Origin of the sequence: Rhizobium indigoferae (assembly GCF_034554815.1) — a bacterium.
Taxonomy (GTDB): Bacteria; Pseudomonadota; Alphaproteobacteria; order Rhizobiales; family Rhizobiaceae; genus Rhizobium; species Rhizobium leguminosarum.
Genome location: NZ_CP140635.1, coordinates 2519897 through 2545627 on the forward strand (window position 1 = coordinate 2519897; position 25731 = coordinate 2545627).

Here is a 25731-nt window from a genome sequence, read left to right on the forward strand (position 1 = left end):
CCGGCATGAAACCAGATGCAGCATTCCTGCGTACTACTCAGGGGATGGGTCTTGCGTACCCCTGAATGGGAAAACACAGGCAGCGAGGAATGACGGCATGGTCAGGAAAGAAGGCGTAGCCCATATCACCCGGCAAGCCGCGGAACAGGGGCTGGCCAGGCTGATGATGAGGCTGCCTGCGACGCGGGGAACCATCAGATCGGCCGCGGCGAGCCAGCCCCATTTTTACGAATTATGCGGCGCCTATGGCGAAGCCTGCGCGGTCCTCGATCGCATGCGCCGGGATAGATCGGCCGATCCTGCAATCATCACCGAATACGAGATCATCTGCGCGGAAATCGAAGTCGACGTCATCAGGATCCTGCTCGGCGATCAATGAGACTTCGCAAGCGCCGGCGCGGATCGCCGTGATGATTCAGCGCCGCCGATAAGGTTATGGCCGCCCACCGCGGCATCGAACGGGGCGATACGCCCCATCAGGTCAGCAGGTCATCCACATGGATGGAGATGCTCAGCGTATCCGTGTCGAAATGCAGCGAAGTCCCATCCGAGATCTTGTAGTGGAAGGTGTCGCTCACCTCTCCGCTGAGCCCGGCGAGTTTCGCCGCGTCGGCCGTATAGGTGTAATCGCCATCACTATCGACATGGATGGTGCCGTAATGGCCGGTGAGCGTCACGCCGTCCTTGTCGACGTATTCGCCCTCGAAGCGGCGAAGCAGCAGGGTTCCGTTGGCCGAGCTGTCGTTTTCGAGGAGATTGCCGTAATGGGCGGCGTCCAGATCGGACGAGATTTTCAGGCTGTCATGGGTTGCGACAAGCGCAGGCGCCGTGTCCGTGTGCGTCACATCGCCGACCGCGAGACTATCGCTGCTCGCAAGCATCGTCGCCTGGGCCTCGTCGAGCGTCGTGTTGTTGCTGACGGGAAAGGTGTTCGCGGCGATGATGGTGGGGGAGATGCTGTAGGGCGTGACATCGCTGGCGATGACATTGTCGTGGAACGAGCCGGATGCCGGCCTGTCGACCTTCAGCGCCGCCTGTGACAGGTCGTCGAAGACGTTGTTGTGAATATCGATATCTTCGCGAACGTAAGTGGGGGTGCCGACAGCGCTGATCGCCACGCCCCATACGCCATCATGGATATAGTTGCCTGATATATCGTAGTCCCGCGTGTCGCCCGTGTCGCCAAGGCCGATTGCGTAGGACCAGCTGTAACCGCCATATCCGGAGATATCGTTGTCGTGGATGGCGATGTTCGTGCCCGCCTGCGCGCTGACCCCGAAGCCGCCGCCGACCAGCATATTATCCTCGACCACGGCATTCACCGCCCGGATGAGCGTGATGTCGCCTTTTGGACTGGCAGCACCCGTCTGGTCGATATAATTCCCGCTGATCAGGATATTGCTGCTGTCGTTCATCTGGACGGCATCTGCCGTGGTGCCATGGCTGTTCGTGACGGTGTTGTTGAGAAAATTGACGCCGTTGATCTTCTCGATCCAGACGCCGTCGCCGTTCACGTCGTTGATCGTGCTGTTTTCGATGGTGATGTTCGAGCCGGTCCGGAAGGTGATCGAACCGGCCTTGCCTGCCAAGCCGGTATGATCGACCTCAACATTGCGCACGGTCCAGTTCGAAACATATCCGCCATAGATGGCTGCCCCGCCGGTGTCCGAGATCTTGATATTCTCGATGACGATGTTCGATGCATAAAGGCTGTGAATACCATCGCCAGGGCTATGGATGACTGGCGCATCGCCGACCCCGTAGCTGCCGATGGTGATCGGGGCACTCACTGTGCCGGAATATTTCAGATCGAGTTGGTCGTTGAACACGCTTCCGGCGGCGAGCAGCACGCTGTCGCCCGGCTGCAGCTTCAAGTTTTCCACCGCCCAGAACGACGAAAACGGCGTGTCCTCGCTCGTTCCGCTGTTGCCGTTGGAGCCTATCGCCGGATTCACATAATAGATTGTCATATCGCCTTGTTCTCGAATTGCCGCGCAGCCGTCTGCATCGGCTGCAACGCGTGGATCGGATGCGGTCGGGGTTAAAGGCCATCAAGAGGGCCTTCGGTATTGCCTTCACGGCGGTTGGCAGACCCTGTGGGCCTGCCTTGGTCCCGAGAAACGCCTGGCGGTGGCGGTATATTAGAGGCTACAACTTATAAGAAAATAATCTACAGAACAACGACCGAAAGGTGAATGAGCCGTATCGCAGCCCGCGACCAATGGTCACCGGAGCTGACGGTGAACACGCTTTTGCAGGCTTTCCGGTGCATTTGAATGCAGCTGCGGTTCATTATGAGACACCGCAACGTTCCGCGGGCAAGGACGAGGTGCGCATCCAGGAAGGCGTTGCTCCGCCAATGCACGACCGGGTTGCAGCTGCGGCGAAGGTTGTGCTCGTTCCGTCGTTGCCTGAATCCGATCCCGCGGCAACGAAGCGGCCGGCGAAAACTTGCGGTTGAGCATGAAAAAACGCGTCCGCGCTCCGCACGGGGCTGACGGCTGCTCATGAAATCCCGGAAACTTTCCGGGATTTCTCCTTGTGTCATTGCAGCCTCGCACCCTCAGCCCAGCAAGTTATCCATATGGATGTAGACGGTCAGCGTATCGCCGTCGGTGTGGTGCGAGTTTCCGTCGTTGATCCCGTAGCTGAAGGACTCGCTCACATGGCCGTCATGGTCGGGAAGCTTCGTTTCATCGAGCGTGTAGGCATAGTTGCCTTCCCGGTCCACGTGGATGACGCCGTAGTCGCCGGTCAGCGTCAGGCCGTGCTTGCCGACGTTTTCGTCGCCGAATCGGCGCAGAACCAGGGTGTCGTTGTCAGAGCTGTCGTTTTCGAGAAGATTGCCGCGATGGGCCTCGCCCGTATCGGTAAAGATCTTCAAATTGTCATGGACGGCGACAACAGCCGGATCCGCGGACGCCTCCGTGACTGCGGCAGTCTTGGCAACCGGGCTCGCCAGCACCGTTTCGACATTGGCGACCGTATGGTTGTTACTAACGGTGAAGGTGTGTGCGTCGACGATGGACGGCGATATGGCGGTGGCCGTGGTGCCGGTCTCGATCGTATTGTGGGTGAAGGAGCCGGAGGCCGGCCTATCGACCTTCAGCGCCGCCTGCGAGAGGTCGTCGAAGACATTGTCGTGCACCTTGATATTCGTGCGGGTATAGCTGGTGCCGCTCGCGCCGCTGACGGCAACGCCCCATGCGCCGTCATGAATGTGGTTGCCTGAAATATCATAGTCCCGCGCATTGCCTTGATCGCCAAGGCCGACGCCGAAGGACCAGTCGTAGCCGTGAAATCCGGATATGTCGTTGTCGCGGATGGCGACATTCTTGCCGGCCGGCGCGCTGATACCGAAGCCGCCGCCGTTGAGAACATTGTCCTCGATCACGGCATCGGTGGCCCGCACCAGCGCGATCACGCCCTTGGGGCTATCGGCGTTCGTCTGGTCGAGATGGTTGCCCTTGATCAGAATATTGCTGCTGTCGTTCACCTGCACGGCATCGGCGGTCGAGCCGTTCGCGCTGGTCACGGTGTTGTCGAGAAGCTTGACGCCGGCGACCTTTTCAATCCAGAAGCCGTCGCCCTTGACGCCCGTTATCTTGCTGTCTTCGACCGTGACGTTCGTGCTGTTGCGGAAGGTGACGGCGCCGGCATTTTCCGACATTCCCGTCTTGGCGATCTCGACATTACGGACCGTCCAGTTCGTGACGCTGCCGCCATAAATACCGGCGGTCCCGGTGTTCGATATCTTCAGGTTCTCGATGACGATGTTCGAGGCATAGAGACTGTGGATGCCGTCGCCGCTGCTGTGGATGACGGGTGCAGCACCCGTCCCGTAACTGCCGATCTTGATCGGCGCACTGTCGCTGCCGGAATATTTGATATCGAACTGCTCGTTGAACACGCTCCCCTTGGCAAGAAGCACGCTGTCGCCGGGTTTCAGTTTCAAGGATTCCACTTTGGACAAAGTCGCAAAAGCCGAGTTCTGGCCCGTTCCACCGTTGCGGTCGGAGCCAGTCGCTGAGTTCACATAGTAGACTGTCATATCGCCATGTTGCCCTGTTCGTCGGATCGCTAATGTCGCCGCCGGGATCGTCCAGGATCGGCCGATCGGATGCGGCGGGGGCAACCGGCCACGGCAAAAAGGCGACAAGATGTTGTCAATGGGGCAATGAGCGCCTCGCAGGCCTTATTCCACAGGCAATGGCCTGGTGTGACGAAAGTTACAACTTGGGCCAAGAAATCGGCGACTTCGAGGTGAATAAATCGCGGCGTGTTTGCGCGAGGCGTACGTCGCCTTCGGTCTGTGCGCCATGTGATTCGTGCCTTCGCTTGCGCTCAGGGGGAGGAGCGCCAGCGACGAACGCCTTGAGCGTAAGCGAAAGGCGCACTCCAAGGTGAAACCCTACCCCGTCGCCCTCAAAGCCGAGGTCAGCGGCAACCATGTCGCAGCGATGGTGGGACCTCAGGCCCTAGCCGCTTCGGCCTTGATCTTCGGCTTCAGCAGGATGATGAGAAGCAAGCCGGCGATGATGAGTGCCGCGCCTTCGAGGTGATAGCGTTGCAACTGCTCGCCGAGGATCAGATAGGCGAGCACGGCGATGAAGATGGTCTGAATGTAGAGGAGGACGCCGGCCCGAGCCGCCCCAAGTGCCTCGATGCTGCGATTGAAGAGATAGTACATGACCGCCCCGCCAGGGATCGCGACATAGGCGAGCGCGATGAGCCCGCTGCCATTGAGCGTCGAGCGTTCGTCTGAGAATAGCTCGAACAAGTAGAAGGGCAGCGCCGTCAGCACCGCCGCACCGAGCAGCAGCACCAGGAGCGCAAGGCGATTCATGTCGAATTTCGCGCGGCGGAGCAGGACGGTGTAGAGACTGAAACAGAACGCGCCGGCGACGATCCACAGTTCACCCGGGTTGAAATCGAGCCGCATCAGCGCGGCCGGACTGCCCTTGATGATAATGACCACGATCCCGAGAAAGGCCAGGATCGATCCAATCACCTGCCAGCGTCCCATCGGCTCGGCCAGCATCAAACGGGCAAGGATCATGGTGATGATCGGGATCAGCGCGATGATGATGCCGGCGGTGGTGGCATCGGCATGTTCGAGGCCGACAAAAATCATGCCCTGGCAGATCGCGAGTCCTATGCCGCCAATCGCAAGCAGTTCGAGAGCGCGAGCCCGCACCAGTGCGACCATGTCGGCGAAATGCCGGCGCACGATCGGCATCAGGATCGCGAAGGCGATCAGCACGCGCCAGAAGCAGAGCGCCCAGGGCGGCATCTCGGCAGAAACCCATTTAGCCGCGATATAGACGCCGGCCGACAGCAGCCAGCAGAGAACGCCCACGGAATAGGCGGCGGCAAGCGAATTGCCTGCCCCCTGTTCCGTCCCGACCGTGTCGCGATGGACCGCCAAGACATTCATTGCCATGGCTTAGTTATGCCATAGTTTCCGTGGGCTGCACAGATGAGGCTGCGGCGCTCCGCCTGTTGCGGATGTCTCCATCGGGCCGATCAGGACGGGTCGCCGTGATGATGTGAGCCGCCCGGAAGGTTCAGACAGCCAGCCTCTACCCCCTCGCCCTCAAAGCCGAGGTCAGCGGCAATCGTGTCGCCGCAAGCGCCGGCAACGCGCCGCCGATCACGCCGATGGCGAGGCCCAGTAGGCCGGCGGTCAGCGCCACGTCGGTGGTGACGTCGAGCTGGAAGGCTATCTTGGTATTGTTGGCGCCCATCGTGCTTGCCTGCCAGCCATTGAAGGCGAGCCATGAGGCGAGGATGCCGAGCGCTGCCCCGGCGACCGAGAGAAGCATGGCCTCGACCCAGGTGGCCGTGAAGGCCGGCAGGCGCCCGAAGCCGAGCAGGCGCAGTGTGGCGATTTCGACGGTGCGGTCGGAGACCGAACTCATCATCGTATTCAAAGCGCCGGCCGTTGCGCCCACCGCCATCAGCAGCGCGAGGGGCCAGCCGAACAGGCGAATGAGGCGGCTGGTGCGCTCGGATTGCGCGGCATAGAGATCGGCCTCGGAGACCGCGGTGAGTGGGGCGCCGGGAATTGCGGAAAGATGCTGTCTCAGCGCGCCCAGACCACCCGCCCGATCAAGGCGCATACGCAGGCTCTGCACCTGCCCCTGCCGATCAAAGGCCGATTGCACCGCCTCCAGATCCGCCCAGATCTCGGATTCGAAGGCGCTGCCGCCTGATGTGAAATGCCCGACGACAATCCAATCGACCGCGCCGAGCTGCACCCTGTCGCCGACAGCGAAGCCGGAGAACTCATCGGCAATCTGGGCACCGACGACGATTTCACGGGCGCCTTGGGAAAACAGCCGCCCCTGCGAAAGCATCGCTCGATCGCGCAAGCCAGAGCCGGCCGGATCCATGCCGCGTAGCGACAATGTCTGCTCGGCGCCATCGCTTGCCCTGATGACATCGACGGGAACAATGACCTCGCGCGACAGCGCCAATCCACCCACCGCGTCGCGCGCCACACCGATATCGCCGGTCATGGCACTTAGGCTGCGGATCGCCTCGGCCGGCACGTCCGAGCCGGTCTCCTGGTTGGTGCCGCCGCCAAGGACGACCGCGATGCCGGGTGAGCCGGCGCCTTCCAGCGCACTCTCGAAACCGCGCGCCATGGCGAGAAACCCCGACAGCACCGCCACGACGAGGGCGACCGACAGCACCATCGACAGCGAGATCCAGAGCCGCCGCGGCAGGCTGCCGAGATTGACTCTGATCATGAGAAATATCTGCTTGAGCGCTGATGACATTGGACTATCTCGATCTGAAGGCGTTGACGATGGGCAGGCGCATGGCGTTGAGGGCGGGCAACAGCCCGGTCAGGAGCCCGAGACCAGCGAGGATGGCGACGGACTTCAACAGCACCGACAGACTGAAGGCGAGGCCGAACTCGGGGCCGATCAACAGCGTCGCAAGCCTGGCGAGAAGGAGCCCGCCCGCCCCACCGGCGGCGAAGATGAACAGCGTCTCGCCGAGCACCAGCGTCATGATCCGGCCTTGGGAAAAGCCCAGCACCTTCATGACGCCGATCTCGAAGCTGCGTTCCCTCACGGCAAAGAGCATGGTGTTCAACGTAATCATCAGGATGGTCACGAAGGCCGCGCTGACGACGAGGCTGACGATCAGGCCAACGTCGGCGAACTGACGCAGGAAGGCTTCGAGGAACTGCTTTTCCGATTGCGTCCGCGTCTGCGCCGCCGAGTTGGCAAACAGTGCATCGATCCGCGCCGCCAGCACGCCCGGCGACACGCCCTGGCGCGGGCGCACCACGAAGGCGTCGACCGTATCCTTGTCGCGCGCGCGGGCTGCATTGATCGTGTCGTAGCGGGCGAGCATGAAATAAGTGTCGGTGCTGGCATTCGCACCCTCGAAGATACCCGCGATCACGAAGCTCCAGTCACGACTGCCATCGGCCTTTATCAGCTGGCTGGTGACGCTGATGCGCTGGCCGACCGACCAGCCCTGCGCCTCCGCCAACGCCCGGCCGACGAGCACCCGGTCGCGGCCCTCTTCGAGCGCTGCGATGAGCGCGGACGTCAGCCCAAGCTCGTCGCCATTGGCAGCGGCAATCGAGCGTGGATCGACCGCGCTCGTCATGACGACATTCTTCTCCACCTCGACGAACCCACGCATGCGCGCGGTATAGGCGACCGCGGCGACATCGCCATCCGCGGCGATCCGGTTGAGATAGGCGAACGGCAGCGGCAGCCCCCGGCCCGATTTGTTGAAGACGCCGAGCAGATTGTCGCCGGCGCCGGCCGCCCCTTGGCTGCCGCCGAGGAAACTCGCCGTCAGGGCATAGATCAGGAAGGCGATGCCGACCGAGAACATCAGTAGTGTTGCCCTGAACCGCTTGCGGCAGGCATTGCGCCGCATGAGCTGGAAGAAGGTCATCGTCCCCTCCCTTGCTGCTCGACGAATTCGCCCTTGTTGAGTTGCAGCGTGCGCCGGGCGAAGGCGGCGGCCTCGGGATCATGCGTGACCATGATGATGGTCTTATGAAGCTCGCGATTGAGAAAGCCCAGCATCTCCAGGATATCGTTGGCCGACTTCCGGTCGAGATCGCCGGTCGGCTCGTCGCAGAGCAAAAGGTCGGGATCGCCGACGATGGCGCGCGCGATACCGACGCGCTGCTGCTGCCCGCCGGACATGCTCGATGGAAACTGCCGCTGCCGGCCCGCAAGACCGACGAGCTCCATCACGGTCTCGACGCGGGCGTGCCGCTCCTTTCGCCCGAGCGGCTTCAAGAGCAGCGGCAGCTCGATATTCTCGCCGGCATTCAGCATCGGCAGCAGATTGTAGAACTGAAAGACGATGCCCATGCCATGCGCCCGCCATGCGGCTCTGGCGCCCTCGCCCATCTGCTCGAGATGGCTGCGGCCGATCCTGATTTCTCCGGCATCAGGGCTGTCGATGCCGCCGAGCATGTTGAGAAGCGTCGATTTCCCCGAACCCGACGGCCCCATGACGGCGATGAAATCGCCGCGCGCGATGGAAAGGTCGAGCCCGGAAAAGATCGGGATCGTCTCCGCGCCGATCCTGAATGCCTTCCGGACGCCGCGAAGCGCGATATAGGGTTCTTGAGAGTCGATCATCGCTCTGCTCCTTACTGATGGTCTGTGATATCCGCGGCCTGCGGCCGAAAGGTCGCAGGTCCGCCCGCCTGCGGGCCGAAAGTTGTTGTTTCGTCCACCACAAGGCGGATGCGCGCGGCCATGGCGGGGCGCATGTCTGGCGGCGGCGAGGAGGGCGACAGGCGAAGCATCACCGTCCCCTTCTCCCGCGAAATCATGGGCGCGATCTTCGATACTTCGACCGCAAACGGCTGGTCGGGAAAGCCGTCGAGCACCGCCTCGCCACGCAAGCCCGGCCGCATCAGGGCAATGTTGGCCTCGGCCACATCGGCATCGATGACCATGTTTGTCATGTCGGCAATCGCAAGCAGGCTTTCATTCTCCCGCACGCTGTCTTCGCGCGACAGCACGGTGTCACCAACATGCGCGTCAAGCCGCGTGACGGTGCCTGATATCGGCGCCCGGACGGCCAGTGCCTCCACCTGCTCGCGCGCCCTCTCGATATCGAGATCCGCCTTGGCCACATCCTGCCGTGCCTGGAGGGCGGCATTTTCGGCAGTGTCGAACGCCGTCTTCGCCTCCTCCAGCGTCTGCGCGGACATCGCATCGCGCCTGGCCAGCCGCACGGCGCGCGTAAGGGAAGACCGCGCCTGCGCCAATTCGATAGTCTTCGCCGCCAGCGTCAACCCCGCCGATTGCCGGGCGATCTCGGCCCCCTGAAGCGCAAAGCGGGCTCCCGCATCATCGAGCCGCAGCAGCACCTGCCCCGCCGCGACCCTGCCGCCCGCCTCGACTTCGACGGCGATGATCCGGCCCTCATATTTGGAAAAGACGGTGGCGATATCGGGTGCCACGACGTAGCCGGAGCCGGTGACTTCCCGGATTGGCAAGGCCGGGCTCGCTGCTTCATCGGCAGGCAACGCCCGTCCGCGCTCGGCAGCAGCGCCGCCCTCGGTCGGCGCCTTCGCTCCACCAGCGGATATCGCAGAGTCGCTGTCCTCGAAGCCTGCAAGCATGGTCTCGATGCGCTCCAGCGTCTCCGGCCGATAGAAAAGAACCACCGCCAGCGATGCCGTCGCAGCAAGGGCCAGCATTGCTCGAGGGATCACTCGCCGCCGGGCACGGCGCTCCGGCGGCTCTGTCTTGAAGGCCGCGGGCTCGATCGAAAGCGATCTCAGCTTGGCGGCAAGGTCTCGGTCATGTTCTGATGTCGTATTCATGCCGCAAGCATCGCCGACCCGGCTGAAATCGCGACCTCGAACACGTTTCTGGCAGTCCTCGATCGCGATTGTGTACGTGGCAGCGCGGGGCATCCGGATCAGCCCTCATGGTGAGGAGGCCCGAAGGGCCGTTTCGAACCACGAGGGCGGGTGATTGTGTGGGTGCAGGCTGCATGCTGGCTGGATGAAGTGCCGGTGGCCAGCCCCGTCCTTCGATGCCCCTTAGGGGCGCCTCAGGACGAGGCGGAAGAGGACTGGCGTCACTTCAGGATGACACTGGAGGGAAGCCCGCGCCGCCCTTTTTCTGCCGCCAGGCAAGCGGCGTCATATCCGTAACTCGGCGGAATTCGCGGTTGAAATTTGACTTGGTCTGGAAGCCTACCTCGAACATCACTTCGGTCACCGATTTCTGGGTAGAGGCAAGCAGCCGGCAGGCCTCGCCGATCCTGTAATCATTGACATATTGCGAGACGTTCTTGTCCATCGCCCTGTTGATCGCCGTCGAGATCTGGCGGGTGGGAATGCCGGCCTTGCGGGCCAGCCGGTCGAGATTGAGATTGGCGTCGCGATAGAGCCTCTTTGCCTCCATCAGCGCATCGACCGTGGCGATCGTCTCCTTGTCCTCGGTCGTTTCGAGCTTCAGCGCCGCCTCCATCGTCTCGGCCGGCGCCCGGCTTCGGCTGGCGGCGGCGGCCGCAATGCCGAGGATGACAAGGACGGCAAGGTTGCTGACGCTGATCAGCCAGCGCATGCTCGCCATGCGTCCATGTGAAATCGAGAAAGACGAAGATATCGACTGAGGCCGACAGACACAGCGCCACCGCCGCGAAGATGATTGCCCGATAGGCCGGCACCGCTCCCTCGAAGGGCGCAAGCCGAAGCGCATCCGCGCCCGGCCGCATCAGAAGCAGGATCGCCAGGGCATAACCGACGAAAACAAGCACCAGCGCGATATCGATCACATCCCGCCAGACCACCATCAACAAGAGGATGACGGCAGCGGGCACGGCATGCAGCGCAATCCGCACCGCCAGCGGCCGCCAACTCGTCCTCACCAGCCTGGAAACCCCGGCATAGGCAAGCGGCGGCACCATCGCCGCGGTGACGGGCGCGATCACGCCCACAGCCTGCACCCCGTAGCCCCAGCGCAGCCCGGAGAGGACAGATTGCAGCACGGCGAGCAGGATCAGTGCCAGAAACGGCCGGTTGGGCTGCGTCTCCTCGTCGCGCCGGAGGACGGTGACGAAGAGGACAAGCAGCAGAATGGCAACGACGAAGGGAAGCGGAACGAACAGCATGGCCTGGTAGGATCGGAGTGGCGAATAGATGGCCATCATTGCCGAGATCCTCACCCGGCGCGACCTCCATCATGTTTTAGGACGCGTTTTAGGCTGGGATTTTTTTGAATGCCTGCCGTGATACCTCGTCCGATCCTTTGGGCCGCCGGCCACAACTCTCAATCCGCCGTTGAGGTCTGCATGGATGTTTTCCAGCCAACCCGACAGGCTGTCGAGATCGGCGACATTGCAAGTCCGGGTGATCAGCGCAGGCACGACCGCCTGCGCCGTGTCTTTCGGAAAGTTGCTCTACGAGACCTGCCTAGCCGAGAGCGCTTTGCGCAGCGCAAATCCGATCGACCAAAGCATCAAGATCGCCCCTTGGCGGGCGGTTCTTGGCCAGGCGCTGCTTGAGATGCATGATCGGCTCCGCCAGAATTTCATCAAGGCTCTCGGCGCAGGTGAAGTCGCCTGCCACGCTTTTGACCTTTGAATTGTCAAAGATTGCCGACCACGCCTTGTCGCCCCGGAGGGGTCCAACCCACTCCGGATTGTAGCGGACCAAGGTGTCCGTCGGCACGTGTACGATCCTGGCCTCGACATCATGCAATCTGGCGATCGCCGTTTGAATATCGTTCCAGATGTGGGCGCGGTCCGAGGTGATGTGGAAGATCTCGTTCAGCGCCGCTGGCTTGCCGAAAAGTCCGACAAAGGGCACCGCAAAATCAACCGAGCGGGTCAGCGTCCAGGGCGTATGGCCATCGCCCGCCACGATGGTGGGCTCACCATCCAGCATGCGTCTCGCCATGACATCGCTGTCGCCCATCATGATGGGCAGGCCCGTGCGAACGGTGTGACTGGGACGGACGATGGTCCAGGCGAGATTCTGGGAATTCTTGAGCAGCGTCTCGCAGGCAATCTTGTCCTGGCTATAGCGCCAGTAGGGGTTGATCGCCGGTGTCTGCTCGGTAATCACGTAGTGGCGCGGTGGCTTTTCATAGACCGAGGCCGAAGAGATGAAGATGTACTGGCTACAGTGCCCCGCAAACACATCGATATCGCGCGCGATCTGATCGGGTGTAAAGGCAATGAACTGGCAGACAACGTCATAATTGGCTTTGGACAAGTCCACATAGGCGGGTGCCGCGAGATCGCCGGCGATCGAGGTAACCCCCGCAGGCAATGGGTCGCCTCTCAAACTGCGGTTGTAGACGCTGACATGGTGACCCTGGGCCACAGCGCGCTCGACGCACGGATATGAAATCTGGCCGGTACCGCCAACGAAAAGGATTTTCAAAGCCATGGGAAGGACCTCGGTGTCGGATGTGGCGGGATATGCGGTCAGTCTTCATAGCGCGAAAGAAAATGGCCGTCTCCTGCAAAATCAGGCGCACCGGGTCACATCGTTTGATCGATCTGCCCCCTACCAACGTTGTGACATTCCGCATAGGCCGATCGGTCGGCGTGAGGTTCGACCGCAGCCAACCATTGCCGATAACGCAAAGATCTCTATCTCAAGCGAATGACGCAGCTAATGTTTGATATCAGCACAAGACCGAGGCTCTCTTGAAAGATTATCTGCCCTATGCAGCCGGGGCGCTGGCAGGTTTGCTGGTCGCCTTCCTCATGTCTGGCCTGTTGGGGCTGACGGAGACACCGCAGCTCGTGCTTTTTGCATTGCTGCCGGCAGTCGGCGGCGCGGTCGTTGAACGCGTTTGCCATCGCCGGCCGAACAATTCTTGAAGAGCTCCATGGCAAGGCTGAAAGAAATCGTCATTGACTGCGACATTCCCTCGCGTGTCGCCCAGTTCTGGGCGGAGGCGCTCGATGGCTACGAAGTGATGCCATATGACGACGACGAACTGGCCCGCCTGGCCGCTCTCGGACTGACGCCAGAAACTGACCCGACCGTGATGGTCGAAGGTCCCGGAACCCGCCTTTGCTTCCACCTCCGCCAGGGGGAACGTCCCGCCCGCAACCGGCTTCATTTCGATATTGCCACCCCCGATCGGGCCAGGGAGGTAGAGCGGCTTTTATCCCTCGGAGCGACCTTCGTCCGGGAAGCAGACGGCTACACGGTCTTGAATGATCCCGAAGGCAACAATTTCTGCGTGGCGTCCGAATAGTCCGCGCCGCGCCGAAGCCGCGACGCAGGATGAACGGCACCCATCTCAGGACGGCTTGCCGGAGCCAAACCGGATCTCTCGCGGAATGTCTGGATCAGACGCGATTCAGGAACTCGATCACGCGGAGGGTGAGCAGCGCGGTCGCATCGGCGTCATAGGACGGCAGCGAGCTATCGGCAAAGTAGTGCTGATCGCCTGGGTACAGGAAAAGCTCCGCGTCTTCGACCTTCGCGACGATCTCGCGGGCGGCGTCGATGTCGCCCTCACCTGTGAAAATCGGATCGTTGTCCATGCCGTGGATCTGCACCGCGACGCCGTCCGGCCAGGGTCCGAAGGCCCACTCGCCGCTGATCGGCAGGCAGGAATAGAAGAGCAACGCCCCTCGGGCGCCGGGCCGTGTCTGCGCCAGCTTCTGCGCCGGCAGCACGCCGAACGAGAACCCGGCATAGACGAGCCCGGGCGGCAATTCGTCGGCGACCCGGACACCGCGCTCCCTGACTTCGTCGAATCCGATCTCCCCGATGTAGGCGAGACCCTCTTCGATGCTCGGGAATGTGCGTCCGTTAAACAGGTCAGGCGTGTGCACGATATGGCCGGCTGCCCTGATGTCATCGGCGAACGCGCGCACACCCGGGGTCAGCCCTTGTGCGTGGTGAAACAACAGGACCTCAGCCATACGGAGCCTCCGGGTGGGATAGTCGGGCAAACATTCTGCAACTCTACAGCGTCATTCCCTCGCCGGAAAGACGTCAGGTGCGGGCCAGGCCGTCGATCGCCCTCGCCAGCTTCACGAGATCTGCGGCGTAGAACCCGGCGGCATTGAGACAGTTCGTCTCGAGCAGCTTCAGTCCCTCTTCTGTCCGACAGACATCGATGACATAAGCTTGGGAGTAGCCGGGGTTGATGTCGACCATGCGCTGCCCGAAGTCCAGCGCATCGTCATCAATCTCGTGGCGATGGACGACACGCGATCCGTCTTTGTAGAGCGAATAGGTGACGATCCGACCGTCGACGACCCAGAGACGCCATTCGCGCAGGATGCGAACGGGCTCGGTGAGCATCAGCAGCGTGTCGTGACGAAGTGAACCCTTGGGGATTTCATCTTCGTCGAGCGCCAGCACCCTCTCTGCCATGCGGATGATCTCGCCGGTCGATTTAACATTTCCGGGCTCCTCCTTGCTGTCGTCGACCGGGCGCAGGAACCAGTCCCTGCCGTCATCCGCCAGACGCTGGGGGACATCCTGGAGTGTCAGGAACAGCGCATCAGCACCGTTGAGGAGGTAAGGGTGCCACGCCTGTTCGTGAACGAAAGGACGCAGTTTAAAAACACCCGGCCGGTAACCGTTCGCCTCGGCGTTCTTCCACAGCGTGTAGGAGCCGAACATGACCACTGAACCCGCATCAGCAACGACCGGCTCGGGGATGAGCTCGCCGACAAACGGTACGACCTTGTGCCATGTGTAGGAGATTTCGAGCTGGTCGAGCGCCTCGGCCAGCTTGTTGGTATCTTCGAACTGCTGGAGAAGCCACTGCATTCTGTTCCTTGCCTTTCTTACAATCCGTCGGACTATCAAAAAGCAATTTAAAAAGGAACAGCCGTAGTATTACAGCTATGTGTGGCAGCAGGAACCGTTTCCGATGTCGTCGGGCGAAGGCTGCAGGCGACTGTCGACACTTTGGCCGTTTCCTTCCGGCGGCAGGTCCATGCCGATGTTGGACGCGAAGAAGCCGTTCGGTTTCAACGTGAAGCCGGCATATTCCACGGGCATGATCGGAAAATCCTCGGGCTTGCAGACATGGGTATGGCCAAAGGAATGCCAGAGCACGACATCGGCATTCTCGATATTACGGTTCTGCTTGACATAACCAGGCAGACCGTCGCCGCCGGCGTGCACGTTTGGGTAATCGCCGCTCGCATATTTTTCCCTGGCATCGAAGGCGGTGACCCAGATGTGTTTCTTGGCGAAGCCGCCGCGCTGGGCAACGGTCGAATCCGGCTGGGCAAGCATGACAGGCGACGGCATGACGACAATCTTGTAGCCTGGCGCCTTGCCGACACTGTTCTGGATGTTGGGGTTGGAGACTTTCCAGTAACGGCCGGTCTCGCCATTGGCGAGTGCCGGGGAGTCGAGTTCGCGCTTCAGCACACGGGTCCTGGTATCGAAGACATTGCCATAGGGATTGTCTTCACCCCAGGGACGCGGCACGAACTCATGTTCGGTCACGGTATTGTCGCCGCCGTCGACATCCATGTGCAGGCGCGCATTGAAGAAATGCTGGTGGGTCGGACCGCCGAGATTGTCATCGACCATGCCGCCCCATGGATAGGTTTCGCCGGTCGCGACCGCCGCCGTCTGGATGATGCCGGTGAGCTTGGCTTCGAGTTGGATCGTGCCGTCCTGGTAGAGATACCAGTAGAAGCCGTAATCGTAGTTGCCGACGGTTGCGAAGAAGGAGATGACGAGGCGGCGCGAACGGCGCACTTCGAAAATACCGTTGCGGAATTCGTAATGCTTCCAGAGGATGCCGTAATCTTCCTCATGCATGCAGATGGCGTTCTTCATGGTGAAGGGCTGGCCGAAATCATCCGCCGCCGGCACGTCGAAATAGTGAATATGGCCGAGGCAGTCGCAGCCGAGTTCGAGGCAATTGGCCAGGCGTCCGAGGCCATATTCGCCGGCATCGAAGGCGCTCTTCCAATAGTGGTTCGCGGTCGGGTCGGCGTAAGGCACGACCATTTCAGTGACACTGGCGCGAAAGACGACTGGCCGAAGCCTACCCTGATCCTTGATGCCGAGTTCATGCAGAACGAGGCCCTCGCGCGGGGTGAAACCGACACGGAAACTCCAGTTCTGCCATTCGACTTTCCAGCCGTCGACAGTAAAGCTCGGCCCTTGCAGCTGAACGATATTCAGCGGCTTGAGATCGGGCCGCGGTTCCGGGAAGGTTTCGCGGCCATAATTGCGCTTCCTCCTCGGGACCGGAATGATCTTCTCGTCGTCGACGAGATCGACCACTCGGTTGGTGATCAGATCGACCACAGCCACCACGCCCTCGATCGGATGCGCGTAGCCGTTGTCACGGATATCCTCGCGCCAATAGGACACCGCGCGGACGATGCGCTTTCCCTTCTCGAACTCGCGGCCAAAATAGCCCGAGGAAAAAGGATCGATCTGGATGAGCGGAATATCCTCGTCGGTAATGCCGCGTTTCTTGACGGCAGCGATCCAGCGCGGATCGGATTTGACGGTGCCTTCAACGGTTTCGAATTCGCACAGCATGATCGGCGGCTGGCCATAGGGCAGTACATCGAGAGGCAGCCGGATATAGGAGCACACCGTGCCGGTAGTCAGGTCGACGATGCCCTCGAAGGTTTCGCCATTGCTGATGTCGATTGCCAGGATGAAGGCGAGGCGCGGCAGCCTGTCGCCCAGGCGTTGGGCGGCAAGATCCGCCTTGGTCGGCTCCTCCAGCCGGGTTATCGGAAAGCGGAAGGTGGGTGCGAGTGTCTGCCTATCCTTGAGTACGGCAACGGCAGAAGCGATCTCAGCGAGGCTCAGGGGATCGAGCGGATGGGGGACTGCGACAACGGCGTCCATTGAAATACCTCTTGGTTTCGGGCCTCTTGGTTTCGGGAGAGACGACGCACCATGGCGCGTCGCAAGCTGCGGTGATCAGGATCGACCGGAACAGATCTGCGTATCGATCATCATCTGGTTTGCATGAATGCAGAACACCGAGCAGAAGGCGTGGGCCTCGACGGCAACCAGCAATGTTGCGCCGGCAAGGATCGCGACCGCGAGAACCAGAAGGCGATCGACGGGTGCAAATTCAGCAACGGCACTCATTCGAAGACCTTTCCGAGCGAGGCGTAGAGAGCGGGCTTGGATCTCTTGATCCGGATCGCAAATAGCGCGCCAAGAATGCCCACCAGCACCATGGCATAGGGGAAAGCCTTGACGATCAGGCTTTCGCTGCCGGAAAGGAGTGAAAGATTGGAACTGACCAGCACCAGAGAACCCATGAGGCCGAGGAGCGCGAGCGTCGGAGCGATCATCGTGGTCCATGCGCTGTAGCTGTTCGGCGTCTTGCGGAAGAACATGATGATCGCGACCGAGACAAGCACCTGCACCAGCAGGATACCGATACCCGCAAGCGCCGCCATCCACGAGAACACGACGGTGTAAGGATCGGCGCCGAAGATCACGAACAGGCCAAGGACGACGGCCGCGATCAGGCTTTGCAGCAGACCTGCAGCATAGGGTGAGCCATGCCTGGCGTGAACCTTGCCAAGCACCTGTGCGGCCAGGCCTTCACGGCCAAGGGCGAAGAAATAGCGGTTGAGCGTATTGTGGAAGGACAGGATGCAGGCAAACAGGCTGGTGATCAGCAGCACGTTCATCGCCTGGCTCGACCATGCGCCAAGCACGGAATTGGCGGCGGTGAAGTAGAAGCTGTCGAGACTGGCAGCCGCAGAGGCTTGCACCTTGCCCGGACCGTAGAATTGCACGATTGCCCAGGTGGAGAAAGCATAGAAGAGGGTGATGAGCAGCACGGCAACATAGGTGGCGCGGGGAATGGTCTTTTCCGGATCTTCGGCTTCCTCGCCGAAAATGGCCGTAGCTTCGAAGCCGATGAAGGAACCGATGACGAAGACCAGCGCCACACCAAGACCGGGCGCGAAGACCGACGATGGCGCAAAGGAGGAGAAGCTGATGCCTTCTGGCCCGCCGCCTGAAACGACGATGGCAAGATCCAGAACCAGCAATATGGCGATTTCGGCAATCATGCAGACGCCGAGGATCGCGCCTGAGAAGGCGATGTTGCGCTGACCGCAGACCAGCACGACGACGAGTGCTGCGAAGGCCCAAGCCCACCAGGGCAGGACCAGCCCAAGCGGCGCTATGGCATTGGCCATGAAGAAACCGAACAGGCCATAAATGGCGATCTGAACCGCGCTATAGGTGACCAGCGCCATGAAGGCGCCACCCACGCCAGCCGGCTTGCCGATGCCATGGGTGATATAGGTGTAGAAGGCTCCTGCCCCGCCCACATGCCGGCTCATGGCGGTGAAGCCGACCGAGAAGAGCAGGTAGAGCAGGCCGGCAAGCACGAAAGCGCCGGGGACCCCTGCGCCATTGCCAAAAGCGAAGGCGGCCGGCGAAGCGCCGACGACGGCTGTGAGCGGCGCGGCCGCAGCAACGACGAAGAACACGATGTGGGCGAGGCCCACCGAGTCCTTGGCCAGACGACGCTCCGGCGATGATGGTGCGGGCATGCTTGCTTCCAGTGTCATGGAGAACCCCTCTTTGCTTGTCTGTTGCGAAGAAGGTAAGCGCGGCGATCTGGCCCCGAAATTGCAGTTTATGCCAATGAATCGATAATTCGCGCCACGAAGGTCACCGGAGACGCTGAAAATGGCAGTTGCATCGCATTTGATCAGCCGCATGCCCGCAGTTGCTTCAATTCGAGCCTCCGTTTTGATCCCGCTGGTGCAACAAATCGATAAAAGATCCGGGAAAACCGACCTTCTTCTGGCTTCGCACGGCATTCTGCGCTCGCAACTGGAAGACCCCTACGCTGTCCTGCCCATGGCGCGTTATGTCGCGCTGTTCGAGGATGCGGCGACCATAACCGGCGAACCGGCACTGGGAGCCCGCATGGGCACCGGATTCAAGCCCGCCGACATCGGCCCTATGGGCATGCTCTTTGCGCTCTCGCCGACCATTCGCAGCGCTTTCGAACGGCTGTCGAAATATGTCAACGCGGTCCAGGGCGCGACCAGTTCCGGCGTGTTCGAGGAGAATGGCGATTTTGTCTGGACCTACCGGATCGTCGATCCCAGCATGTGGCCACGCCGGCAGGACAGCGAATTCACGATTGCCGCCTCGTGTCAGCTCGTCCGGTCGTGCTTCCGCCGTGGCTGGCGGCCGATCGAAATCCAGCTTGAGCACCAGGCCCCGCGCGACGCCAGCGTGCTGGAACGCATCTATGGCGCGCCCATCCTGTTCGGCCAATCCGGCAACCGGATCGTCATGAACAAGGCGGATGCCGATCGTGTGTACCGTTCGGAAGACAAAAGCCTGATCGAAATCCTGGAACGGCATATCGGCGATCTGGTCAACGAGCCAGCGGCCGGTGATGTCGTCACGGAAAAGGTCCAGGCTCTGATCAGCATCTATCTCGGCCAAAGGCCGATCACGGTCGCAACCCTCGCCGTCGAACTGAAGATGTCGCCGCGAAGCCTGCAGCGCCGACTGTCGGAGGAAGGCGTGTCGCTTCGCGATCTCGTTCGCCAGCACCGCCGGACACTCGCCGCCCATTATCTCGGCGACCAACAAGTCGCACCGATGTCCGAGATTGCGCGTGTGTTGGGTTATGCAGACAACACAGTGCTCTGGCGTGCGCTGCGGTCCTGGGAGAAGAAAGGAAACCACCTATCTTCGAGACGTTGATCGAAGATGCACGGCAACGGAGATCGCCCGATTGCTGCCCACGCCAAAGCGCGGCCAACGTCCCTCATTCCTGAGGTGCGATCCGCAGGATCGCCTCGAAGGACGCGCCGCAGCGTCGCTTCTTGCGCCATTGTATCTAACGCCGGGGCAACTCAGGGTGAGGCTCCCTTGGGCGTTGCGCCTGCCCGATGGCGGCGCTCGACGCCCTTTGCCGCCAGGGTGTCATCAACGGCTGTCGAGGTCAGAAATTCCGACAGCTGCCTGGCAGCTTCTGAGTCCGTTGAATCGGCGCTGATGCCAATGGCGAAGTCGATGTAACTTTGGAGTTCTGCCGGAAACCGACCGACAAGCATGACCTCGGGAGCGGCGGCGATAATCGATGTCACGGGAACGACGCCCAACTCGGCCTCCCCACGGCCTACGGCCGGCGCTGTCTGCCCTCCTGATATGGCAACCAGCTTGGGCTTCACCTCATCGGCTATTCCCAAGCGTTCCAGCAAACCGGAGAAGTAGCCGCCGCTGCTTCCTTCACTGGCGTAGGCGATCGATCTGGCGCTCTTCAACGCATGTTTGAATGCTTCCACCGACCCAATGTCGAGCGGCCGACCGCCCGCCTTGGCCGCCACCCCCATTGCTGTCCGGCCGAATGCGACCTCGCTCCCCGCCTTGACTTTTCCCAAGGCGGTCAGATCCTCGATCAGGTTCGGATTGGTGATGACGAGGTCAAAAGATTCCCCGGCTTCAATCTGCTTTTTGACGACAGGATTGAGCTCCCACTTGACCGCAACGGTGAATCCAGTGGCCTTTTCGAACTGGGATATGAGAGCAAGGACGGCGGGTCGAACCGCAATAGCGCCAAAGAGCCGGATTTCCTGGGTCATGGCCGAAGTCCGCTCCGATCTATCGATCCTGTCCAACAGACCCTACGGCCCAGCCCCAAAGAAGGCGAGCCGAGTGAAGATCGTGTAGTCCGCTTCCGATACCATCAGCGCCACGAAAACCAGCACCAGCAGCGGCGGCAGCAGAATGGCATAGACGAGCGCCAGCCGTTCCCAGGCCATGTGCATGAAGACGGCGACGATCAGACCGGCCTTCAGCATCATGAACAGCAGGATCAGCGTCCACCTCAAGTAGCTCTGGACGCCGAGATAATCGACCATGTAGGACGCTGCGCTGAGCACGAAGAGCAGGCCCCAGACCAGGAGATAGAGCCGGATCGGGTGCTGCTGTCCGGTGTGTGCTTGTGCGTGCACCGTTTGGCTTTGTGCATGCGCCGTTGTTTCGCTCATGACGACCTCACCACAGATAGAAGCCCTACCACAGATAAAAAAACGCGAAGATGAAGACCCAGACCAGGTCGACGAAGTGCCAGTAGAGGCCCATGATCTCAACGGCCTCGTAGCGGCCTTTCCGGCTCGTGAAAAAGCCGCGCCGTTCCTGGTCAAAATCGCCGCGCCAGACTTTGCGGGCGACGATGAGGAGGAAGATGACGCCGATCGTCACGTGGGTGCCGTGAAAGCCGGTGATCATGAAGAAGGTCGATCCGAACTGTGCCGCCCCCCACGGGTTCTCCCAGGGACGCACGCCTTCGGTGATCAGCTTCGTCCATTCGAAGGCCTGCATGCCGACGAAACATGCGCCCAGAACGGCCGTCAGCAGCATCAGGATCGCCGTCGTGCGGCGGTCGCGGCGATAGCCGAAATTGACCGCCATCGCCATGGTGCCGCTGCTCGAGATCAGCACGAAGGTCATGATCGCGATCAGGATTAGCGGCACGTCCTGGCCGCCGATATGCAGCGCGAAGACCTCGCTCGGATTGGGCCATGGAACGGGCGTCGACATGCGGGCGGTCATATAGGCGATCAGGAAACAGCCGAAGACGAAGGTGTCGCTGAGCAGAAAGATCCACATCATCGCCTTGCCCCAGGAGGCGGTCTTGAAGGCACGCTGATCCGAGCTGAAATCGGCGGCCACACCGCGCAGGCCGGCCGGCCGGAGGTCTGCCTCGCCGTGTGTCTGGACAGAGTGTGCCATCTGCAATCCCCTAGTTGAGCAATGTGCGGCAGAGATCGACGAAGTCATTCGCCCAGCCGGCAAAGAGCGCGAAGAGCAAGAGCCAGACGGCGAACATGAAATGCGAATAGATGGCGGAAAGATCGACGCTGAGGCGCAGCCTCTCCGGCGCAATGTCGATAGAGAATGCCCTGACCGTCGCGTGCGAAAGCACGGCAAGCCCGCCGAGGATATGCAGGCCGTGCAGGCCGGTGAGCATATAGAAGAAGCTGTTGGAAGGATTGTCGGCAAGCACATAGCCGGCTGATACCAGCTCCCGCCATGCCTGGACCTGTCCGACGAGAAAAGCGACGGCAAGAACAAACGCGGCGGCAAGCGCCGGCCGCAGGTTTTCCATGCGGCCATGCCCCGCTTCTCGTTTGGCCCATTGCAGCGCGGCGCTGCTCAAGGCGAGTGCTGCGGTGTTCACCCACAGCAGCCGAGGAACCGGCATTGCCCACCAGTCGGCGGACGCCATGCGCATGAAATAGGCGCTGACGGCAAGACTGAAGACGGCGCCGACGACGCCGAGAAACACGAAGAGACCGATTTTCACTGCCGGCGCGGGCGACTGTTGCCGGTCGACGCCGTCATGAGCCGGCAGCTGTACTGACCCGGTTTCCAGCCAGGGCTTCGAGGTCAGCCGTTGCCCTGCCAGCCACCAGATGATGACGGCGCCGATGGCGGCAAGGAAGACCAGGATGACGTTCATGCGTGGACCTCCCGGGTTACGCCGCCGCCTGACGGCACATTCTGCGGAATGAAATCCTCGGCCGCCCCCGGCACGCTGTAGTCATAGGCCCAGCGGTAGACGACAGGCAGATCCTTGCCCCAGTTGCCATGCGCGGGCGGCGTCTGCGGCGTCTGCCATTCGAGCGTCGTTGCCCGCCATGGATTGCCACCGGACTCCCTGCCCCGGAAAAGACTCCAGACCAGATTGAACAGGAAGACCATCTGCCCGACCCCGACGATCAGCGCCATGACGGTGATGAAGATGTTCAGCGTATGGGCCGAAGGCGGAACGAAGGCCGTCTCTCCCATCTCGAAGTAGCGGCGCGGCACGCCGAGCAGGCCGAGATAGTGCATCGGAAAGAAGATCGCATAGGTGCCGAGGAAGGTGATCCAGAAGTGGATATGGCCGAGCACGTCGTTCAGCATGCGTCCCGTGACCTTCGGATACCAGTGATAGATCGCCCCGAAGATGACGAGGATCGGCGCCACACCCATGACCATGTGGAAATGCGCGACGACGAACATCGTATCCGACAGCGGCACGTCGACGACGACGTTGCCAAGGAAGAGGCCGGTCAGACCACCATTGACGAAGGTGACGATGAAGGCGAGCGCAAAGAGCATCGGCAGCGTCAGGTGGATGTCGCCGCGCCAGAGCGTCAGCACCCAGTTGTAGACCTTGATCGCCGTCGGCACGGCGATGATCAGCGTCGTGGTGGCGAAGAAGAAGCCGAAGGTCGGGTTCATGCCGCTGACATACATGTGGTGCGCCCAGACGACGAAGCTCAGCGCCCCGATGATGACGATCGCCCAGACCATCATGCGATAACCGAAGATGTTCTTGCGCGCATGCGTGCTGATCAGATCCGAAACGATGCCGAAGGCCGGGAGTGCGACGATATAGACCTCCGGATGCCCGAAGAACCAGAACAGGTGCTGGAACAGAATCGGGCTGCCGCCGCCGTGCTGCAGCTGCGTGCCCATTTCGACGATGGCGGGCATGAAGAAGCTCGTGCCGAGCAGGCGATCGAACATCATCATGACGCAGGCGACGAAGAGCGCGGGAAAGGCAAGCAGCGCCATCACGGTCGCGGTGAAGATGCCCCAGACGGTGAGCGGCATCCGCATCAGCGTCATGCCGCGCGCCCGCCCCTGCAGCACGGTCACCACATAGTTCAGCCCGCCCATGGTGAAGCCGATGATGAAGACGATCAGCGAGGACAGCATCAAGAGGATGCCCCAGTCCTTGCCGCCAGGCGTGCCTGACAGAACCGATTGCGGCGGATAAAGCGTCCAGCCCGCCCCTGTCGGGCCGCCGGGCGCGAAAAATCCGGCGGCGAGGATCAGCACCGCAAGCAGATAGATCCAGTAGCTCAGCATGTTCGCGTAAGGGAAGACCATGTCGCGCGCGCCGACCATCAGCGGAATGAGGTAATTGCCGAAGCCGCCGAGGAAGAGCGCAGTCAGGAGATAGATCACCATGATCATGCCGTGCATGGTGATGAATTGGTAATAGTGATCGGCATCGATGAAGGCGAAATAGCCGGGAAAGGCGAGCTGAATCCGCATCAGCCAGGAGAGCACCAGCGCCACCAGGCCAATTGCGATGGCGGTGATCGAATATTGCACGGCGATGATCTTGGCATCCTGGCTGAACACATATTTCGTCCACCAGCTATGTGGATGATAAAGCTCGACATCCTCGACTTCGGCGGAGGGGATGGCGCCAGCACTACCGGATGGAATGCTTCCGGATGGAATCTCGACCATGATCTCTCTCCTCCCTTTTCCCGCCGGTTCCTTGAACCGGCACGCCGCCTGACCGGTTCAGTTTGCCGGCGGCAACGCTTCCGATGACGCCGTCAACTGGGTGAATGTCTGCTGCTGCCCGAGCCAGGTCTGGTAGTCCGCATCCTCGTCAACGACGACGGTGCCGCGCATTTGCGGATGGCCGACGCCGCAGAGTTCGGCGCAGAGAATCTCGAAGGTCCCCGTCCGCGTCGGCGTGAACCAGAAATAAGTGATCATGCCGGGGATCATGTCCATCTTGGCGCGGAATTCCGGCACATAGAAATCGTGGAGCACATCGACCGAGCGCAGCAAGATGTGCACCGGCTTGCCGATCGGCAGATGCAGCTCGCCGCCCTCGATGATGACGTCGTCGAGACCGCTTGCATCGTTTTTATCGAGGCCGAGCGGATTTTCCGGGGTGACGTCGCGCGTCTCGGCGCGGCCGAGCTTTCCGTCGGCTCCGGGCAGGCGGAAGCTCCATAGCCACTGCTGGCTGACGACCTCAACCGATGCGGCATCGGCAGGCACCGTGATGAACTGGTTCCAGACGATGAGGCCGGGTGCCAGCATCGCCGCGACGCCGAGCGCCGTTCCTCCTCCCAGCAGCAATTCCAGCCTGCGGTTCTCGGGCTCATAATGCGCCTTGTTGCCCGGCTTGTGCCGGAAGCGGAAGACACAATAGGCCATGAACGAAACCACCGCCACGAAGACGATGCCGGTGATCCAGAAGGTGATGACGAGGGTGCTGTCGATATAGGTCCAGTTGGACGCGATCGGCGTCCACCACCACGGGCTCAGCACATGGAACAGCACGGAGCCGACGACAATCAGGACGAGGATCAGCACGACAGCCATTTCCGCTCCTCCCTGAGCAGTCGACCCGTGAAACCGCATTCCGCAAAAAAGTCTGTTTTATTATCGCACAGATAGAAAATATCGGCAATTACGGCAATTTAGGCATGCGCCGCCGGCCGCGAACCGTCGTTTGGAGTATTGCTGCCCATCATTGGGAATACTGCTTGAGATAGGCGATGAGATCGGTGATCTCCTTGTCGTCCTTCACGCCGACGAAGGCCATTTTCGTGCCCTTCACCTTCGCTTTCGGATTGTGGAGATAGTCGCGCAGCACTGTCTCGTCCCAGACGAGACCGCCCTCGCCGGCAGCCTTCATTCCGGCCGAATAGGCAAAATTCGGATGCGTCCCGGCCTTTCTGCCGAACAGCTTGTTCAGCGACGGGCCGACCTTGTTCGTATCGGTATCGGCGACATGACAGGTCGCGCATTTCTTGAAAACGGTGGCACCCGCCGTCGCATCGCCCTCCTGCGCCCCGGCGTTACCAGGGAAAAGAGCAATCACGAATGCGCCGATCAGCAGAACAACACGGTAATCCATGGCAAACCTCATCCTCCTCAAGGTTGCCAGCCACTCACACCCTCCTTTATCTCTCGCGTGTGAGTGGTGGTTGTAT

Annotated in this window: 24 protein-coding genes and 1 pseudogene; 4 read left to right on the forward strand and 21 right to left on the reverse strand. The window is 61.2% G+C overall.

Features of this window, described 5'->3' with window-relative positions:
* Positions 1–97: 97 nt before the first annotated feature.
* Positions 98–379: a nodulation protein gene (locus U5G49_RS12905; protein ID WP_193443666.1), complete on the forward strand. Its 282-nt coding sequence runs from the start codon at positions 98–100 to the stop codon at positions 377–379.
* A 97-nt stretch (positions 380–476) separates the two neighbouring features.
* Here U5G49_RS12905 and U5G49_RS12910 read toward each other — a convergent pair whose 3' ends face one another.
* From U5G49_RS12910 to U5G49_RS12950, 9 genes and pseudogenes are all read right to left on the reverse strand, one after another.
* Complete coding sequence (locus tag U5G49_RS12910) at positions 477–1970, reverse strand: right-handed parallel beta-helix repeat-containing protein (protein ID WP_193443663.1); 1494 nt, start codon at positions 1968–1970, stop codon at positions 477–479.
* A 593-nt stretch (positions 1971–2563) separates the two neighbouring features.
* Positions 2564–4051: a right-handed parallel beta-helix repeat-containing protein gene (locus tag U5G49_RS12915; RefSeq protein WP_193443661.1), complete on the reverse strand. Its 1488-nt coding sequence runs from the start codon at positions 4049–4051 to the stop codon at positions 2564–2566.
* 420 nt (positions 4052–4471) lie between these two features.
* Positions 4472–5443, reverse strand: a complete 972-nt coding sequence (locus tag U5G49_RS12920) for a DMT family transporter (protein WP_193443659.1) — start codon at positions 5441–5443, stop codon at positions 4472–4474.
* Positions 5444–5582: 139 nt separating this feature from the next.
* Complete coding sequence (locus U5G49_RS12925) at positions 5583–6785, reverse strand: ABC transporter permease (RefSeq protein WP_193443656.1); 1203 nt, start codon at positions 6783–6785, stop codon at positions 5583–5585.
* Positions 6786–6789: 4 nt separating this feature from the next.
* The gene (locus U5G49_RS12930; RefSeq protein ID WP_193443654.1) at positions 6790–7929 is read right to left on the reverse strand and encodes an ABC transporter permease; all 1140 of its coding nucleotides are present in this window, start codon (positions 7927–7929) and stop codon (positions 6790–6792) included.
* Complete coding sequence (locus tag U5G49_RS12935) at positions 7926–8630, reverse strand: ABC transporter ATP-binding protein (RefSeq protein ID WP_130716973.1); 705 nt, start codon at positions 8628–8630, stop codon at positions 7926–7928. Before U5G49_RS12935 ends, U5G49_RS12930 begins: the two co-directional genes overlap by 4 nt.
* An 11-nt stretch (positions 8631–8641) precedes the next feature.
* Positions 8642–9922, reverse strand: a complete 1281-nt coding sequence (locus U5G49_RS12940) for an efflux RND transporter periplasmic adaptor subunit (RefSeq protein ID WP_193443652.1) — start codon at positions 9920–9922, stop codon at positions 8642–8644.
* A gap of 172 nt (positions 9923–10094) precedes the next feature.
* Positions 10095–11166 (reverse strand): annotated as a pseudogene (locus U5G49_RS12945) (helix-turn-helix domain-containing protein).
* A 262-nt stretch (positions 11167–11428) separates the two neighbouring features.
* Positions 11429–12409, reverse strand: a complete 981-nt coding sequence (locus tag U5G49_RS12950) for an SDR family oxidoreductase (RefSeq protein WP_193443650.1) — start codon at positions 12407–12409, stop codon at positions 11429–11431.
* A gap of 263 nt (positions 12410–12672) precedes the next feature.
* On the opposite strand from U5G49_RS12950, the gene U5G49_RS12955 reads away from it, so the two are divergent.
* Both U5G49_RS12955 and U5G49_RS12960 read left to right on the forward strand, forming a co-directional pair.
* The gene (locus U5G49_RS12955; RefSeq protein ID WP_018242615.1) at positions 12673–12849 is read left to right on the forward strand and encodes a hypothetical protein; all 177 of its coding nucleotides are present in this window, start codon (positions 12673–12675) and stop codon (positions 12847–12849) included.
* 8 nt (positions 12850–12857) lie between these two features.
* Positions 12858–13232 carry a VOC family protein gene (locus U5G49_RS12960; protein WP_018242616.1) on the forward strand — a complete coding sequence of 125 codons (375 nt, stop codon included), beginning with the start codon at positions 12858–12860 and terminating at the stop codon, positions 13230–13232.
* A gap of 94 nt (positions 13233–13326) precedes the next feature.
* Here U5G49_RS12960 and U5G49_RS12965 read toward each other — a convergent pair whose 3' ends face one another.
* The 5 genes from U5G49_RS12965 to U5G49_RS12985 all read right to left on the reverse strand — a co-directional run bounded on the left by U5G49_RS12965 (position 13327) and on the right by U5G49_RS12985 (position 18528).
* Positions 13327–13908 carry a dienelactone hydrolase family protein gene (locus U5G49_RS12965; protein ID WP_018447120.1) on the reverse strand — a complete coding sequence of 194 codons (582 nt, stop codon included), beginning with the start codon at positions 13906–13908 and terminating at the stop codon, positions 13327–13329.
* A gap of 73 nt (positions 13909–13981) precedes the next feature.
* The gene (locus U5G49_RS12970) at positions 13982–14767 is read right to left on the reverse strand and encodes an ATP-grasp domain-containing protein (protein ID WP_193443647.1); all 786 of its coding nucleotides are present in this window, start codon (positions 14765–14767) and stop codon (positions 13982–13984) included.
* Between the two features lie 75 nt (positions 14768–14842).
* Positions 14843–16831 (reverse strand): primary-amine oxidase, encoded by a 1989-nt coding sequence (locus U5G49_RS12975; RefSeq protein WP_193443645.1) that lies wholly within the window; start codon positions 16829–16831, stop codon positions 14843–14845.
* 75 nt (positions 16832–16906) lie between these two features.
* The gene (locus U5G49_RS12980; protein ID WP_165419709.1) at positions 16907–17080 is read right to left on the reverse strand and encodes a hypothetical protein; all 174 of its coding nucleotides are present in this window, start codon (positions 17078–17080) and stop codon (positions 16907–16909) included.
* Positions 17077–18528: an APC family permease gene (locus U5G49_RS12985; RefSeq protein WP_193443643.1), complete on the reverse strand. Its 1452-nt coding sequence runs from the start codon at positions 18526–18528 to the stop codon at positions 17077–17079. The genes U5G49_RS12980 and U5G49_RS12985 overlap by 4 nt, the downstream gene beginning before the upstream one ends.
* Positions 18529–18649: 121 nt before the next feature.
* Here U5G49_RS12985 and U5G49_RS12990 point away from each other — a divergent pair, with 121 nt between their 5' ends.
* Positions 18650–19687, forward strand: a complete 1038-nt coding sequence (locus U5G49_RS12990) for an AraC family transcriptional regulator (RefSeq protein ID WP_193443641.1) — start codon at positions 18650–18652, stop codon at positions 19685–19687.
* 152 nt (positions 19688–19839) lie between these two features.
* Here U5G49_RS12990 and U5G49_RS12995 read toward each other — a convergent pair whose 3' ends face one another.
* From U5G49_RS12995 to U5G49_RS13025, 7 genes are all read right to left on the reverse strand, one after another.
* Positions 19840–20568 carry a molybdate ABC transporter substrate-binding protein gene (locus U5G49_RS12995; protein ID WP_193443638.1) on the reverse strand — a complete coding sequence of 243 codons (729 nt, stop codon included), beginning with the start codon at positions 20566–20568 and terminating at the stop codon, positions 19840–19842.
* Positions 20569–20610: 42 nt separating this feature from the next.
* Positions 20611–20976 (reverse strand): cytochrome C oxidase subunit IV family protein, encoded by a 366-nt coding sequence (locus U5G49_RS13000; protein ID WP_018242624.1) that lies wholly within the window; start codon positions 20974–20976, stop codon positions 20611–20613.
* A 25-nt stretch (positions 20977–21001) separates the two neighbouring features.
* The gene (locus U5G49_RS13005) at positions 21002–21721 is read right to left on the reverse strand and encodes a heme-copper oxidase subunit III family protein (RefSeq protein WP_193443636.1); all 720 of its coding nucleotides are present in this window, start codon (positions 21719–21721) and stop codon (positions 21002–21004) included.
* Between the two features lie 10 nt (positions 21722–21731).
* Positions 21732–22451 carry a cytochrome c oxidase subunit 3 gene (locus U5G49_RS13010; RefSeq protein ID WP_193443633.1) on the reverse strand — a complete coding sequence of 240 codons (720 nt, stop codon included), beginning with the start codon at positions 22449–22451 and terminating at the stop codon, positions 21732–21734.
* Complete coding sequence (ctaD, locus tag U5G49_RS13015; RefSeq protein ID WP_193443631.1) at positions 22448–24241, reverse strand: cytochrome c oxidase subunit I; 1794 nt, start codon at positions 24239–24241, stop codon at positions 22448–22450. Before ctaD ends, U5G49_RS13010 begins: the two co-directional genes overlap by 4 nt.
* A 57-nt stretch (positions 24242–24298) precedes the next feature.
* On the reverse strand, positions 24299–25117 hold the full coding sequence (locus tag U5G49_RS13020) for a cytochrome c oxidase subunit II (RefSeq protein WP_018242628.1): 819 nt from the start codon (positions 25115–25117) through the stop codon (positions 24299–24301).
* Between the two features lie 148 nt (positions 25118–25265).
* Positions 25266–25655 (reverse strand): c-type cytochrome, encoded by a 390-nt coding sequence (locus U5G49_RS13025; RefSeq protein ID WP_018242629.1) that lies wholly within the window; start codon positions 25653–25655, stop codon positions 25266–25268.
* Between the last annotated feature and the right edge of the window lie 76 nt (positions 25656–25731).